The following is a 15,671-nucleotide window of genomic DNA, read 5'->3' on the forward strand; positions in this document are numbered from 1 at the left end:
ATCAAAAAACGGAGAGCTTCCGCCGCCCTGACAGGGCAGCGAAGAAGGAAGCAGATCGAAGGACTGAACAAGTGCGGCTCCGGCGCAAGGCGCGCGTCCGATCCTCAGCACCTTCCAACGTACAGCTCGCCCTACGCCCTTTCGGATACCTCGGGATGGCAATGGTGTACGCAGCGCTGGCGGCAGTGTCGTTTTACGTTACGGTTCTGCTGATCCCCGTTCTGGTGGTCTCTGATTCCGAGGGGGCTCTGCCGCTCGGCACCGGGCCCATGATCAAGAACACCCTCTCCTCAGTGGGCGAGACGATAGGCGCGCTCATCGCGGTGCCGTTGGTAGCTGCGATTCTGGGATATGCCACGTTGGCACTGGTGTTCGGAACCCTAGCTCTCTGCTTCCTGTCGCTCACCTATTTCGTTCGTTCACTGCGTCCGGCATATCGGTCAGAGCGGTTGTCCTTCACCTCCCAGTCTGCACCGGGCGCTTCGATCGGCCCTGCGGCAGGCAGCGCGGCATTGTCGATGGTTCCACTACGCCAAACGGCCTGGACCCGCTTCCTGATGCTTTTTTATGACTACGCGTGGAACATCAACCTGACGGTGCTGCTCCTCGGCCTCATCTACGGTGCGGAGTACTTTTTCACGTTAGGGTGGCTCGCCTGGCCTGCTCAAGGAGCGGGAACAGTCCTCTGCGGCACGATCTCCGCCGGCCTGGCTGTTGGGTTTTTCGTCGTCTTGTACCTTCGACGCGGCAAGCCCACCCCTGGCCGCTCTGCCTGAGCCGACATTGCGTGGCTCGGTGTGCCGTTCCAACCATGCTGTGATGCGACCATGGAGGTCCCCGGCATGCACCATCACCGTCCTTGGGTGAAGCAGCACCCACACGACGGCAAGGGTGAGCCCGGAAAAGACAGCCATGGCGGCAACCCCGGTAAAGCCCTCAGCCCAAGGCAAGGCAGCTCCCGGCAATCCGGCAATGAACCGCGCTGTAGCTGCCACGAGTGCCGCGCACGTTCCTGCCCCGGCAATGAGCGGCCACGCCAACCCGGGGACGACTGCGGAGACAGGGACGGCAATGGTCCCCAGGACTGTTACGGGAGCCACAAGAGGACCAGCGATGATGTTGGCAAGCAGTGCGTAGGGCGTGAACTGTGGCTGGAGTGCCACGATAACGGGAGTGCACAACAACTGCGCGGACAAAGGAACCGCGATTCCGACGGCCAACCAGCGTGGTATCCGGGGTGGAATCCACGCCGCAATGCGAACGGCCAACAACACGATGCCGAGCGTGGCAAGGACCGATAACAGGAAGCCGACATTGGATGCCATGGGCGGATCCATGAGCAAAAGCATTGTTGCGGACAGGCAGAGGAACGTCAGGGACCTCCCGCGCCATCCTCCAACCAAGGAAGCCAGTCCCACTCCTCCCATGAGGGCGGCACGCATGACGCTCGGATCAGGCCCCACCATGACCACGAAAGCCACCAAACCACACGAGGCCAGAATGGCCGCCACCGGTCTGGACAACCGCAAACACCGGGCCATCAAGACAAATCCGCCGAGGACCAGGCTGCAGTTAGCGCCACTAACCGCCGTCAGGTGCGTCATGCCCGTGGTCTTCATGTCCGTCTTGAGTGACTCCGTCAAGCCGCTGGTGTCTCCTATCACCATTCCGGGCAACAGCCCGGCAGCATCCCCGGGCAACCAGCGGGCAGCATTCAGGAAGGATTCGCGCAGCAGACCGGCGGGCCCACGGATGTCAAAGCTCGCACCTGTGATCTGAGGTGCGGACGAGGCCGAAAGGACCGCGGTCTGTGATTGTCCTTCTCTGACGTCTTTGAGCACACCCGTAGTGCGGACCCGGTCTCCCGGATGGACGTTCCGCCAAGCCTCTCCTCCCAGGACGGCTATGTCCGCTGAGCCGCGAACCACCGTGCCGCTGGAGGTCACGTCGACCAGTGCTGCCGATACCATCCACCGTCCTTCCCCCGCATTGCCAGACTCGGCCTGACTAAGAGCCTCATGACCGAATGACGGGGCCTCACGAGGATTGTCGGTGACCAGGAGATCCATGACCACTCCCCCGCCTGCTTGGATTACGTGAGCGAGCGGACCGACTTCGCGCTTACTTACCGCCACGGCGCAATGAACTGCGACGGCAGCACCGAGAACACCCGCCACGGCAAACGTCACGGTCACGGTCCGGGCGCGCGGGGCCGTCCTGCGCTGGCGGTATCCCAGTGCCAGCAGCAGTCCTCCGCCGGCAGCCAACGTGCCAGCCACAACAAGGCACCACGAAGTCTCCAGGGCACCGCAGGCGAGAGCGGCAATCCACGCAATCATCATGGAGGGCACTGCCCTCAGGTCCAAGCGACGGCCTCGCGGCGCTCCCCCGGCAGCCGGTTCACCCACCGTTCACCGTCACAAGTTTCTGCAGTGATTCCATGAGCTTGGGACCTATTCCGTCGATAGCGTCGAGTTCATCCACGGAGGCGAAGGAACCATGCTCTTTCCGCCAGTCGACAATGCGCTGGGCCATGACCGGACCTACCCGGGGCAAGGTTCCGAGCTCTTCGGCAGAGGCCGTATTGATGTTGATCTTCGCCCCTGCGCTTGTTCCCGAAGCGGTGGTGCCGACGGCACCACCGGCTCCGGCTTGGCTACTCGAGGGAATTACTGAGGTGCCCGCTGGCTCGCCCACGGTCGGCACATACACCCTCACGCCATCGCTGAGGACCTCTGCAAGGTTCAGCCCGTCCGGCGCCGCGTCAGCAGCGGCGCCGCCCGCGGCTTCGATAGCCTGGAAGACCCTGCTGCCCTGGGGCAAGGAGACGACACCCGGCTTGTGGACGGCCCCGGCGACATGAACGACGACGACGCTACCGTTACCCTCGGCTCCCGATGGCGATGCAGAGGGTCGGGGCGTCCCCGGTGATTGACTAGCTCCTGCTGTACCTGGCTGTTCGTCCACCGGGCCAGCACTGCCTAGCGGCTCCGAAGTTGAGGAACCAACGGCTGACTGCCAAAAATTCCAACCGACAATGAGTGCCGCGATGACAGCCACCAGCGCCGCTGCCCGCCATCGAGTCCGCCACCGGAATCTGGTCGCCGGCACGTCCCCATCCAAGTACCCCGCCCCAGCATCCCCACCCGTCGGCCCTACAGTTCCGTGCTCTGCAGCTCCGTGCTCTCCGGCACCATCCTCCGCAGCCATCAGCTCCAACAACGGCTCCGACGTCGGATCAGCAGACAACCGGGCCGCGAACCGCCGCCGCGCAGCGACAGCGGAATCTGGCGAGGATTCGTTCCCGTGGCGGCGTGGCATGAATCGAGACTATGGGCTGGCATTCCGGCCATGCCCCGAGAACATGGGCTATGTGGATAAACAGAGGCAGTCAGCTCGTGGGTGTACTGCTTTCGCCCACAATAACCGCCAGGACACCCAAACCTGCGTGCGCTGCCAAAACGGCCGGTAACGCACTGATCTGGGGAGCCGGACATTGCGGACACGCCTCCGCGAGCCGAGCAGCAAGCCCCTGCGCTTCAGCAAGGTTTCCGAAGTGATGCACCGCCACCCTTTGTTGCCCCGGCGGCCGGGTGGAGACTTCCTGAGCCACAATTTCCTCAAGGCGCGCAACCGCACGCACCGCCGAACGCACCTTTTCGAGCGGGACGATCTTGCCGCCGTCGACCGCGAGAATGGGTTTGATGGCCAGAACGGTGCCCAACCATGATGCAGCTGCTCCGATGCGGCCGCCGCGCCGCAACTGCTCAAGGCTCGGAACGTAAAAATAGACCTTGGTGCGTTCCATTCGCCGCTCCGCAAAGCCGCGAACCTCGGCCATACCCTGCCCGTCCGCTGCCGCCACCACCGCGCTCTGGACCCCCATGCCCTGCGCCATCCCGACGGTGCGGGAATCTACAACGTCAACGGGAATCTGCACGCGTGCAGCAGCGAGGCGGGCGGCGTCGACGGTTCCGGAGAGCTCCGATGAGAGATGTATGGAGACAACAGCCTTGAATCCACGACGCTGCGCGGCCAGGTAGGCCTGTTCGAACTGGCCGGGAGAAGGCCGGGACGTCTTGACTGACGCGCCGGCGGCCAACGCAACAGAGAGTGTCTCGGTGATGTCGTCTTCGCCTTCACCGTAAATTTCCTCCCCCACCATGACCGGCATGGGAACGACGGTGAGGCGGCCGTCCGAGCTAAACGCCGACACCCAGTCCGCCGGCAGGGCTGCCGCTGAGTCAGTGACCACCGCAGTGGTAACGACGGCGGACAACGGGTCCGCAACTACAGGAACCGTTGCGGATGGCTGGCGAAGCCGTGACACCCGTTCCTTGAGCCATATCCAGGCGGGCGGTTCTCGCTCGGGCACGCAACCTCCAACGATGATGGCCGGCCGCCGGCATAGCGCCGGCGGCCGAATCTCCGCTAGGCGGGGACGATGTTCACCAGTTTAGGCGCCCGCACGATCACGGTGCGGATACCGCGGCCGTCCAGGGCACGTTGGACATTCTCGGATGCCAGCGCGAGTTCCCGGAGGGCGTCCTCGGTGATCTCCGGCGAAACCTCCAGACGGTCGCGGACCTTGCCTTGTACTTGGACAACAGCTGTCACTGTTTCCTGGACCAAGAGCGACTCGTCGTGTTCCGGCCACCCCGCATTTGCCACCGATGCCTCATGGCCAAGGGCGTTCCACAAATCCTCTGCGGTGTACGGAGCAAAGAGGCTAAGGATGACGGCGACGGCTTCCGCGGCTTCACGAACGGCAGGGTCCGCAGCACCGGCTGCGCCGTCGATGGCCTTCCGGGTGGCGTTAACCAACTCCATCAGGCGCGCAACCACAACGTTGAACTTGTTGTTGTCCAGCAGTTCCGCGGCGTCAGCTATGGTCTTGTGGGTAACAGTCCGGAGCGCGCGGTCGCCAGTGGCGGGATCGACGCCAGGCTCGCTGCTGACATCTTGGCCCAAGCGCCAAGCCCGGGCAAGGAACTTCGCTGAACCCGACGGCGACACGTCAGCCCAGTCGACGTCGTCCTCGGGCGGAGACGCGAACACCATGGTCAAGCGGACAGCATCGACACCGAACTTGTCCAGCTGCTCGCCCAGATCCACGCCATTGCCGAGCGACTTGCTCATTGCCTTGCCGCCGTTCAACACTTGGCCCTGGTTCAGCAGCGCCGTGAACGGTTCGTTGGCCTCGATCAAGCCGATGTCCTTGATGACCTTGGTGAAGAAGCGCGCATACAGCAAGTGCAAGATGGCGTGCTCGACGCCGCCAACGTACTGCCCCACGGGCATCCAATTGTTGATCTTTTCGGGATCGAACGGACCCTCTGTGTAGTCCGGTGAAACGAAGCGCAGGAAATACCAGGACGAGTCCACGAAAGTGTCCATGGTATCGGTATCGCGCTGCGCGGCCCGGCCACAGTTGGGGCACTCGACATTGACCCATTCGACAGCCGCAGCAAGTGGGGATGTGCCCTTTGGTGCCAGTGCCTCGCCGCGCAGGTTTTCGGGGAGCCGGACGGGCAGCTGGTCATCGGGAACCGGCACCTCACCGCACTCGCCGCAATGAATGATGGGAATGGGGGTTCCCCAGAAGCGCTGGCGGCTCAGCAGCCAGTCACGCAACCGGAAGTTGACGAATTTCTCGCCCGTTCCGAGCTTTTCGAGGATCGCGATGGCGGCCGGGATGCCCTCCGACTTGGACAGGCCGTCCAACTCCCCGGAGTTCTTCAAGGTGCCTTCGCCCGCGGTAGCTACCCCGGTCTCCGCCGGGTCTTCTTCCCCGGTATCCACGACTGCACGCACCGGCAGGTCGAAGGCCTTGGCGAAGTCGAGGTCGCGCTGATCGTGGGCGGGCACAGCCATGATTGCCCCGGTGCCGTAGTCGGCCAGGACGTAGTCGGCGGCCCAGACCGGGAGTTTCTCACCGTTGAGGGGGTTGATGGCGTAGCGGCCCGTGAACACACCGGTCTTTTCACGCTCGGTGGATTGCCGCTCGATCTCGGACAGCGCCTTGACCTTCTCACGGTATGCCATGAGCTCGTCGTGTTGCTCCGGCGTGACCAGGTCCAGCGCCAAGTGCGCGTCCGCGGCTACGACGAAGAATGTCGCACCGTAGAGCGTGTCCGGGCGCGTGGTGAAAACGGGAACCTCACGTTCGGCCCGGTCTTCTGTAGCTTCGATGACGAACCGTACGTGAGCGCCCTCGGACCGGCCAATCCAGTTCCGCTGCATGGCCAGGACGCGCTCGGGCCAGTGGCCTTTGAGCTGGTCCATGTCCTCCAGCAGGCGATCCGCATAATCGGTGATCTTGAAGTACCACTGGTTGAGCGACTTCTTGGTGACCTGGGTACCGCAACGCTCGCAAGCACCATTGACCACCTGCTCATTGGCCAGGACAGTGAGGTCCTTGGGGCACCAGTTCACGGGCGAGTCTTTGCGATACGCCAAGCCGCGCTCATAGAACCGCTTGAACAACCACTGGGTCCAGCGATAGTACTCAGGGTCGGAGGTGTGGAGGCGGCGCGACCAGTCAGCCGAGATGGCGTATCGCTTGAAGGACGCCGCTTGGGTGTCGATGTTGGCATAGGTCCACTCACTGGGGTGGGCGTTGCGCTTGATCGCTGCGTTTTCAGCCGGAAGACCGAACGAATCCCAGCCGATCGGGTGGAGGACATCGAAGCCCTTTTGACGCAGGTACCGGGCAACGACGTCGCCCATGGCAAACGCTTCGGCGTGGCCCATGTGGAGGTCGCCGGACGGGTAGGGGAACATGTCCAGCACATAGCGGCGTTCCCGGGAACCGTCGTCAAGCGGAGTAAAGACGCCGAGGTCTTCCCATACCTGCGGCCATTTGGCCTCCATGGCAGCGAAGCTGTAGACGCCTTCTTCAGGCGCCTCGGCCGCGGGTACCACTGCTGTTCCGGTCTCTGTCTCCGGCTGAACGCTCACTGCTGCCCTCTTCTGTTCTTCGATGGCGGGTTGGCTCCTGCTGCTGCCCGGAAAGCCCCGGACACACAAAAGCCCCTCAACAATGGAGGGGCTGCCGCACGGCTATGGTGTGCCGGGCGGCTAGCTAAGCAGAAGGATCGCACGCATACGAATACCTTACCGCACCAAGCGCCTGGGCCGGGCGCACGACGTCCGTACGCCGAGAGCGGTTCCGGGGACTCCCCGCCATGGTGTGGTGGGCACCGCAAAGCGGCGGGCGGGAGTCCCCGGAACCTCTGGTGGGTGACTACTTCACGTCTTCGTCGACCCAGTCCATCGACTTGGTGACGGCCTTCTTCCACAAACGCATTTGACGTTCCTGCTCCTCGGCCGGCAACTGCGGCTCCCACCGCTTGTCCTCGTTCCAGTTGGCACTGAGCTCGCCGAGGTCCTTCCAGAATCCGACGGCGAGACCGGCTGCGTAGGCCGCGCCAAGGGCCGTTGTTTCAACGACCTTCGGACGGACCACGGGCACTCCGAGGATGTCTGCTTGGAACTGCATGAGGGCCTCATTGGCGACCATTCCGCCGTCGACCTTCAACTCGGTGAGCGGTACACCCGAGTCAGCGTTGACCGCGTCGAGGACCTCACGGGTCTGGAAAGCGGTGGCTTCCAGGGCAGCGCGGGCGATGTGTCCCTTGTTGGCAAAGCGCGTGAGTCCAACGATCGCGCCACGGGCGTCCGCACGCCAGTAAGGGGCAAACAGCCCGGAGAAGGCGGGGACGATGTAGACGCCACCGTTGTCCTCGACGGCGGCGGCCAACTCCTCAACCTGCGGGGCGGAGCTGATCATGCCGAGGTTGTCGCGTAGCCACTGGATGAGTGACCCGGTGACCGCGATGGAACCCTCCAGCGCGTAGTGCGGCTTCGCGTCGCCCAGCTTGTACCCGAGCGTGGTGAGCAGGCCGTTCTTGGAGTGAACGATTTCCTCGCCCGTGTTGAAGATAAGGAAGCATCCGGTGCCATAGGTGTTCTTTGCTTCACCCGGCTGAAAAGCTGCCTGGCCGAAGGTTGCAGCTTGTTGGTCACCGAGGATTCCAGCCACCGGAGTTTCACGAAGCAGCTGCGACGTGTGGACGTGCCCGTAGACCTCGGAGGAGGACTTGATGGTGGGCATCATGGAGGCCGGGACGCCGAAGACGTCGAGGATCTCCTGGTCCCACTGGAGTGTTTCGAGGTCCATGAACAATGTCCGCGATGCGTTGGTGACATCGGTGACGTGCACGCCCCCGTCAACGCCGCCCGTCAGGTTCCAGAGAACCCAAGCATCGGTGTTGCCGAACAGGAGGTCGCCGGCCTCGGCTTTTTCGCGTGCGCCGTCGACGTTGTCCAGGATCCACTTGATCTTGGTACCGGAGAAGTAGGTGGCCAACGGCAGGCCGACCTTCTGTTTGAACCGCTCGAGGCCGCCGTCTTGGGCCAGTTGATCCACGATCGGCTGGGTGCGGGTGTCTTGCCAGACGATGGCGTTGTAGACCGGCTCCCCGGTGTTCTTGTCCCAAACGACGGCGGTCTCCCGCTGGTTGGTGATTCCGACGGCGGCAATATCGTGCCGCGTCAGGTTTGCCTTGGACAGGGCGGACCCGATGACCTCACGGGTGTTGTTCCAGATTTCCGCCGGGTTGTGTTCCACCCAGCCGGCCTGCGGGAAGATCTGCTCGTGTTCCATCTGGCCGGTGGACACGATGGTGCCTGCGTGGTCGAAAACGATGGCCCGGGAGCTGGTGGTGCCCTGGTCGATGGCGATGATGTACTGATTCATGGTGACGTCCTTGTCTTAATGGCTTAACCGCTTAATGGATGAGTGGCTTGCTGGTGTTAATCGCTGTTAGTCGGATACAGCTTGATTGTGGTGCCAGTGCGGACAGTGTCCGCTTAGCCGGCGACGGCCGGCATGATTGCCGGTACCCAGATGGCCACGAGGCCGGCAAGTGCGCCGCCCACCAGTGGGCCAACAACCGGGATCCATGCATACGCCCAATCGCTTGACCCCTTGCCCTTGATGGGAAGGAGGGCGTGCGCAATGCGGGGACCGAGGTCACGGGCGGGGTTGATGGCATAGCCGGTGGGACCACCGAGGGAAACGCCGATGCCTACGACGAGCAAGGCCACAGCGAGGGGGCCAAGGCCCGAAGGTGTGCCACCGAAGGTCAGGATCACGAATACCAAGACGAACGTGCCAATGATTTCGGTGACAAGGTTCCACGGGGTGGAGCGGATCGCCGGTCCCGTAGAGAAGGTACCGAGCTTGTTGGCCGCAATCGGTTCCTCATCGAAGTGCTGCTTGTAGGCCAACCAGCAAACCACGGCGCCCAGGAAAGCGCCAAGGAGTTCTCCGCCAAAGTACGTCAACGTCGAGCCGAAGCTAACGGCGACATCGGGTGCGTAGTTTTTGCTGCCCTTGACCAACAGGCCCAAGGTGACGGCCGGATTCAGGTGTGCGCCGGACTTTGCGGCCACGAAAACGCCCGCGAAAACCGCAATTCCCCATCCCCACGTCACCATCAAGAATCCAGCGTTGTTGCCCTTGGTGCCTCTGAGCGCAACGTTGGCCACGACGCCGCAACCCAACAGGGTCAGCATCATGGTTCCGAATACTTCGGAAAGGAAAACAATTCCAAGAGACATCTTTGACTCCTCATTTTTCTGTTGTCAGCTTCCTCGCGGGTTGAGGAAGGCTGTTGGGACGGCACATCATCGGTACCGTTCCGGTGCGGAGGACCAGCTGGTCCTCCTACCCCATTTCCGCCCCTACCGCATTTGGGGCGGTCAAGCTTCTTGCCTCGCCTGCGCTCAGGCTACGAGGCTGTGCACCTCTACTTTGTGGAACCTGCGAAGTACGTCCTGGGCGTGACGGATTTCGGTTTCCCGGCGTGCAGGGTCCCATCCCAAGGGCTGGGCGATTGCTGCGGCAATCTCATTGAGCAGCTCCCCCGTGACCAAGCCACGGAAGGCCAGGGATGTCCTGCGGATGAGTACATCCACCAAGTGCCCGATCTGCTCATGCTCAGCCATGTAGGCCAGCTCGCGGACGCTCAGCTCACGGGTTGAGCGCAGCGGCGTGTCGTGCCCGGCCTTCAGGTATTCGATGACTGCCTCCGCACGGGTTCCGTAGCGTGTCAGCAGGACCGCTACCCGATCGGCGTCCAGGCCCGGGCCCATGTGCTTCTTGATCCATTCCTGTTCGGCTTGCACCGATGCAGGGAAGCCGGCACCGCCGCCGATGGCGAGCTTCGCCGTCGAGACCTTACGTTCCATGCCGAGTTCACGGAGGACATCGTTGGTCATGTGTTCCGCCAAGGCGCGGAAGGTGGTCCATTTGCCGCCTACGAGGCTGAGCACGACGGCGGCCTTACCGCCAGGCGTTGCTACGCCATCACTGCCGGTGCGGACGCTGCGTTCGATCCGGTAGTCACGCGAGACGAAGCCGGGTTGGGTTGCTTCGTGGCGCGGCAGGGGACGTACACCGGCGAAGCTGTAGACGATCTGTTCGCGCTCCACCTTGATAGTGGGAAACACATGGCCCACCAGATCGAAGAAGTAGTCGATCTCCTCCTCCGTGCACACTGCGTCTTCGGACATATCAGCGTCCACATCCGTGGTCCCAACGAGTACGCGATCACCCATCGGGTAGATGAGGACGATGCGACCGTCAGTGTGTTCGAAGAAGATTTCCCGGCCATTGCAGGCAGCGAGCAGCTCAGGGTGGTCCAAGACAATGTGCGAGCCCTTGGTGCCACCCATGTATTTGCTGGCAGCGCCCATGGCGGCGTTGGTGAGGTCCACCCAAGCACCCGTGGTGTTCACGATGACGTCAGCCTGGAACTCGAATTCCTTGCCGGTCAGTTCGTCCCGGAGGAGGACACCCTCCGCACCCATCGATACCAGGGAGACGTAGTTGCTGGCACGGGCACTTCCTCCCGGCAGCCCGCCGCCGCGGCCTGCCTTCTCGCCGTCCTGCAGGACGTCAAGGGTCAAGCGCTCGGGGTTATGGACCGAGGCGTCAAAGTAGGTAGCCGCGTACTTGATACCGGAGTGCAGCTTGGGAAGCTCAGCCAAGGCTTTGCTCCGGCCACGGAACTGGTGGCGCGGAACGCTGCCGCCGTCGCGTGAGAAGAAGTCGTACATGCTCAGGCCAACTTTGATGAGGAACGCACCGCGCTCCTTGGGCTTGCCCTGCTTGTGCGTCAGGAAGCGCATGGGCGCTGAGAGGATTCCCGAGAAGGTGCTGAAAATGGGAATGGTGGTCTGCAGCGGCTTCACGTAATGCGGAGCGATGCGCAGCAGCCTGTTGCGCTCCACCACGGACTCCTGGACGAGGCGGAACTCGCCATTTTCCAGGTAGCGGATCCCGCCGTGGATCATGTGCGACGATGCGCCGCTGGCGCCCTGGCAATAGTCGCCGCGTTCCACAAGGGCGACGTCCACTCCCTGCAGCGCCAGATCACGGAAGGTTCCGACGCCGTTGATCCCACCACCGATGATGAGCACCTTCGCTGACGGCCGCTCCTGCAAAGCAATGACGGAATCACGCTGTGCTGCGTGGCCGGAGGTACCTGAATTCTTGTTGTGTCCCAAAACTGCTCCTTGGGCTCGGCTCGTGCGCTGCGAGGCTCGCTGCTGCACCGTTCACCACTAATCTGGCTAAGGTGGAAAATGGAGTCAAGCTATTTGCACAAACGTGCAGTAAGGATATGAGATGGCACGATCACGGCACGCAGATGCGCTCCGAGCTGCACAGATGTATTACTTGCAGGACCTGACCATGGACGCGATCGCCCGGGAACTCCGGACATCCCGCTCCACGGTGTCCAGGCTCCTGTCCTCCGCCAGGGAAACCGGCCTGGTGCAGGTCCAGATCAGGAGTCCTTTTGACACAGGTCCTGAGCTGGAAAGCCAGATCCGCAGCCAATTCGGCGTCGACGTCCACGTCGTTCCCGTACTGGACACGCTGAACGAAGCAGAGACGTTGGACCGCGTGGCCATGCAGGCCGCAAGGACCATCGGACCCTTGGTGGACTCGAATGCCATCATCGGCGTGGCATGGGGCGCGACGCTCAGCGCGGTCAGTCGCCAGCTCACGCGCAAGATCACCCACGACAGCATCGTGGTGCAGCTCAACGGCGCTGGAAACATGCAAACCACAGGGATCACCTATGCCAGCGACATCATGCGCCGCTTCGGAGCCGCTTACGGTGCGCGGGTTGAACAATTTCCCGTCCCGGCCTTTTTTGACCACGCCGCAACAAAGACAGCTATGTGGAATGAACGCAGCGTTCAACGCATCCTGGACCTTCAAGCCCGGATGAGTATCGCCATCTTCGGTGTGGGCACCGTCCATTCCGATTACCCGAGCCACGTCTACGCCGGCGGCTACCTCGACGAACAAGACCTCGCAGTCCTGGCGGCGGACGACGTCGTGGGCGATGTAGCGACCGTGTTCTTTCGAAGCGACGGTTCCTCAGACGGCATCACGCTCAACGAGAGGTCAACCGGACCGAGCCACGAACAACTACGACAAGTCCGACGACGGATCTGCGTGGTGTCCGGGGCATCAAAAATCAACGGACTACAGGGGGCGCTTGCCGCAGGTTTGGCCACGGACCTGATCCTCGACGAAGCCTCTGCCCGGCGCTTGGTCTCCTCCGCCCACGAGGGATAGGTTTCGCCTTAACCCGCGACGTGACCCTCGGCAGCACCAGCTTCCGGAAATAACATCGCGAGGTATAGGTAGAGTCGTGCTATGAGATTTCCTGCCCGAATGGCACTAAACAACGGCGTACAGATGGACCGCCTGGGGTTCGGACTCTACAAGGTACCCCCCGCTGATGCCGGGTCGCTCGTGGCAACGGCACTTGCCGCAGGGTACCGGCGCTTCGATACAGCCGCCATGTACGGCAATGAGGTGGGCGTTGGCCGCGGAATCGGAGGGGCGATCGGCGATGCCGCACAAGCAGATTCCGCTGTTGGGACTACAGGCGGCTCCGGTGAAGCCGTCCACAACCTGATGCGGGAAGACGTGTTCGTGACCACCAAGGTCTGGAATGACCACCACGGCTACGATGCCACGCTCCGGGCCTTCGACACCTCCATTTCCAATCTGGGACTGGACTACATCGACCTCTACCTCATCCACTGGCCGTGCGCCGGCAGGGGACTCTTCGTCGAGACCTACAAAGCCATGGAGACGCTTTATCGCGAGGGCAAGGTACGCGCGATCGGCGTCTCTAACTTCCAGCCAGGACATCTTGAAGAGCTCATGCAAAAGGCCGAAGTGGTCCCAGCCGTCAATCAAGTCGAGCTGCATCCATGGTTGCAGCAGACCAGCTTGCGGACACTGCACGAACAGCTTGGCATCGCCACTGAAGCTTGGAGCCCGCTCGGCCGGGGCCAGGTCTTGGCTGACCCGGCCATTGTGTCGCTGGCACACAAGCATGCCCGGACGCCGGCCCAGATCATTCTCCGCTGGCACCTGCAACTGGGGAACCTGGTCATTCCCAAAGCAAGCTCGGCGGAAAGGATCAAGGAGAACTTTAACGTCTTCGATTTTGAGCTGGACTCCGGCGACATGGATGGAATCGCCGGACTCGAACGCCACCATCGCACGGGGTCGCACCCGGACAACGTGAACTAGGAGCAGCCACATGGAAAAGGTGGACACCGCGAACTTCTCCCATGGCGGGCAGACCCGCAGCGAATTCTTCAGCGCGTCCCTTGCAGGGAGGACGCACGCATTGGAAGTGACTGTTGATGGCAGCAACGTAGCCTATTGGACGTACGAACCGGTCACGCTGACGCCCCAAACACGCACCATCCTGGTTATCCACGGATTCCGCGGGGATCACCATGGCCTGCTGCGGGTCGCTGACCAACTACCGGAGATGCGGCTGATCATGCCCGACCTGCCTGCCTTCGGAAGCTCAGATCCTTTCAAGGGCGATGAGCACACCGTTGAACGATATGGGCGGTTCATTTCGGGCTTCATGAGCGCCCTCGGATTAGGCCCCAAGACGGTCTTGCTCGGGCACTCTTTCGGCTCGATCGTGGCAAGCCACTTCGTGGCGGCCCATCCGGGCGCTGTTTCTCCCCTGATCTTGGTCAACCCCATCGCGGCTCCGGCGCTGGAAGGGCCTAAGGGCATCATGACCAAGCTCGCTGTTTTCTATTACCAGGCATCTGCAAAACTCCCCCGGCGGCTGGGATTGGCGATCCTGAGGAACCGTGCGATTGTCCGCGTCATGAGCATCACCATGGCCAAGACCAAAGACAAGCGGCTCCGCCGCTTCATCCATGGGCAACACGATGCCTACTTCAGTGCGTTTTCGGACAGGAAGAGCCTGCTCGAATCCTTCAAAGCCTCGGTTTCGGGCAACGTAGCGGAGGTCGCCGAAAAACTGGCGCTGCCCGTCCTGCTCGTCGCGGGCGAAAAGGACGAGATCGCCACCCTGCCCGACCAGTACAAACTGGTGAAGCGCCTACCCGACGCCAAGCTGGAAGTGATTCCCGGCGTCGGGCATTTGATCCATTACGAGACGCCGGCGCCGGCGGCTGCTGCCATCCGTACTTTCCTGGAGGAACACCCCGCGTGAAAATAGTCATCGACGCCCGCTTTACCAGGACGGACCACCACGATGGCATCAGCCGCTACGGGTCAAGCCTCATAGCCGCCACATCGAAGATCGCAGACGTCACCATGCTGATCAGCGACAAGCGCCAGTTGGCATTGCTTCCCGACGTGCCGTACGTCCTGATCAACAGCCCACTCTCGCCCAGGGAGTTGTTCGTGGCCCGCAAGGTCAACCCGCTTAACGCCGACGTCGTGGTGTGCCCCATGCAGACCATGGGCACCGTCGGCCGGAAGTACGGGTTGATCCTCACGCTGCACGATCTGATCTACTACGAGCACCCCGCACCCCCGGGATTCCTTCCCGCGCCTGTGCGGGTGCTCTGGCGGCTCTACCACAAGGCCTTCTGGCCGCAACGGCTGCTGCTGAACCGGGCCGACGTCGTGGCTACGATCAGCAGCACCACCGAGGCCTTGATTGCCAAATACAAGCTCACCAAGAGACCGGTGCGGATTGTCGGCAACGCCCCCCAGCCGGGACAAACCCCACGCGATCCCGCTGCAGGAGCGGAGAAGACCTTGCTCTACATGGGTTCATTCATGCCCTACAAAAACGTGGAAACCATGATCCGTGGCATGGCCGGGCTCCCGAGCTTCAGCCTCCACCTTCTGAGCCGGATCACGCCACAGCGACGCGAGGAGCTGGAGGCCATGATTCCGCATGGAGCTTCGGTACAGTTCCACAACGGCGTCACCGACGCGGAGTATGAAGAGCTTCTCAAAAAGGCGACGGCGCTCATCAGCCTCTCGCGTGCCGAGGGGTACGGCCTGCCACTGGTGGAGTCGATGGCGCTGGGCACGCCTGTGATCGCCAGCGACATCCCTATCTTCCGGGAAGTAGGCGGCGACGCCGTGAGTTACGTGGACCCGGAATCGTCCGCGGACTTCGCAACGGCAGTGACCGCCCTAGGTGATGACGTGCTCTGGCAAGAGCGCTCCCGCCAGTCCGTGGAGCAAGCGGCGGAATTCAACTGGCACGAATCCGCGCGGCAACTTCTTGCCGCCGCGGAGGAAGCTGTGGCCTTGCGGGGTAACAGGAAGTAGCGGG

11 protein-coding genes are annotated in these 15,671 nt (G+C 62.4%); 4 read left to right on the forward strand and 7 right to left on the reverse strand.

Annotated elements, in window-relative coordinates; all coding sequences use genetic code 11:
- Positions 1 to 641: 641 nt before the first annotated feature.
- The 7 genes from QRN42_RS02455 to QRN42_RS02485 all read right to left on the reverse strand — a co-directional run bounded on the left by QRN42_RS02455 (position 642) and on the right by QRN42_RS02485 (position 11,577).
- Entirely contained in the window at positions 642 to 2,408 is a 1,767-nt protein-coding gene (locus QRN42_RS02455) for a ComEC/Rec2 family competence protein (protein WP_284977933.1), read from the reverse strand.
- On the reverse strand, positions 2,401 to 3,321 hold the full coding sequence (locus QRN42_RS02460) for a ComEA family DNA-binding protein (protein ID WP_284977935.1): 921 nt from the start codon (positions 3,319 to 3,321) through the stop codon (positions 2,401 to 2,403). Before QRN42_RS02460 ends, QRN42_RS02455 begins: the two co-directional genes overlap by 8 nt.
- 70 nt (positions 3,322 to 3,391) lie before the next feature.
- A complete protein-coding gene (locus tag QRN42_RS02465) occupies positions 3,392 to 4,375 on the reverse strand; it encodes a DegV family protein (protein WP_284977937.1) in 984 nt (327 codons plus the stop codon).
- A 56-nt stretch (positions 4,376 to 4,431) separates the two neighbouring features.
- A complete protein-coding gene (gene leuS / locus QRN42_RS02470) occupies positions 4,432 to 6,960 on the reverse strand; it encodes a leucine--tRNA ligase (RefSeq protein WP_284977938.1) in 2,529 nt (842 codons plus the stop codon).
- A 286-nt stretch (positions 6,961 to 7,246) separates the two neighbouring features.
- Positions 7,247 to 8,761, reverse strand: coding sequence for a glycerol kinase GlpK (glpK, locus tag QRN42_RS02475; RefSeq protein ID WP_284977939.1), 1,515 nt, complete (start codon positions 8,759 to 8,761; stop codon positions 7,247 to 7,249).
- A 113-nt stretch (positions 8,762 to 8,874) separates the two neighbouring features.
- Positions 8,875 to 9,627: an MIP/aquaporin family protein gene (locus QRN42_RS02480; RefSeq protein ID WP_284974571.1), complete on the reverse strand. Its 753-nt coding sequence runs from the start codon at positions 9,625 to 9,627 to the stop codon at positions 8,875 to 8,877.
- A 165-nt stretch (positions 9,628 to 9,792) separates the two neighbouring features.
- A complete protein-coding gene (locus QRN42_RS02485) occupies positions 9,793 to 11,577 on the reverse strand; it encodes a glycerol-3-phosphate dehydrogenase/oxidase (RefSeq protein ID WP_284977940.1) in 1,785 nt (594 codons plus the stop codon).
- 121 nt (positions 11,578 to 11,698) lie between these two features.
- Here QRN42_RS02485 and QRN42_RS02490 point away from each other — a divergent pair, with 121 nt between their 5' ends.
- The 4 genes from QRN42_RS02490 to QRN42_RS02505 all read left to right on the forward strand — a co-directional run bounded on the left by QRN42_RS02490 (position 11,699) and on the right by QRN42_RS02505 (position 15,667).
- Complete coding sequence (locus QRN42_RS02490; protein ID WP_284977941.1) at positions 11,699 to 12,661, forward strand: sugar-binding transcriptional regulator; 963 nt, start codon at positions 11,699 to 11,701, stop codon at positions 12,659 to 12,661.
- An 81-nt stretch (positions 12,662 to 12,742) separates the two neighbouring features.
- Entirely contained in the window at positions 12,743 to 13,633 is an 891-nt protein-coding gene (locus tag QRN42_RS02495) for an aldo/keto reductase (protein ID WP_284977942.1), read from the forward strand.
- Between the two features lie 10 nt (positions 13,634 to 13,643).
- Positions 13,644 to 14,588 carry an alpha/beta fold hydrolase gene (locus tag QRN42_RS02500; protein ID WP_284977943.1) on the forward strand — a complete coding sequence of 315 codons (945 nt, stop codon included), beginning with the start codon at positions 13,644 to 13,646 and terminating at the stop codon, positions 14,586 to 14,588.
- Positions 14,585 to 15,667: a glycosyltransferase family 4 protein gene (locus QRN42_RS02505; protein WP_284977944.1), complete on the forward strand. Its 1,083-nt coding sequence runs from the start codon at positions 14,585 to 14,587 to the stop codon at positions 15,665 to 15,667. Before QRN42_RS02500 ends, QRN42_RS02505 begins: the two co-directional genes overlap by 4 nt.
- Positions 15,668 to 15,671 lie beyond the last annotated feature (4 nt).

Origin of the sequence: Arthrobacter sp. fls2-241-R2A-200, from assembly GCF_030209745.1 — a bacterium.
Taxonomy (GTDB): Bacteria; Actinomycetota; Actinomycetes; order Actinomycetales; family Micrococcaceae; genus Arthrobacter.

Coding starts and splice junctions, on each gene's coding strand:
- QRN42_RS02460 (WP_284977935.1), bottom strand. CDS start 3,321: ATGCCACGCCGCCACGGGAACGAATCCTCGCCAGATTCCGCTGTCGCT.
- glpK (WP_284977939.1), bottom strand. CDS start 8,761: ATGAATCAGTACATCATCGCCATCGACCAGGGCACCACCAGCTCCCGG.
- QRN42_RS02480 (WP_284974571.1), bottom strand. CDS start 9,627: ATGTCTCTTGGAATTGTTTTCCTTTCCGAAGTATTCGGAACCATGATG.
- QRN42_RS02490 (WP_284977941.1), top strand. CDS start 11,699: ATGGCACGATCACGGCACGCAGATGCGCTCCGAGCTGCACAGATGTAT.
- QRN42_RS02495 (WP_284977942.1), top strand. CDS start 12,743: ATGAGATTTCCTGCCCGAATGGCACTAAACAACGGCGTACAGATGGAC.
- QRN42_RS02500 (WP_284977943.1), top strand. CDS start 13,644: ATGGAAAAGGTGGACACCGCGAACTTCTCCCATGGCGGGCAGACCCGC.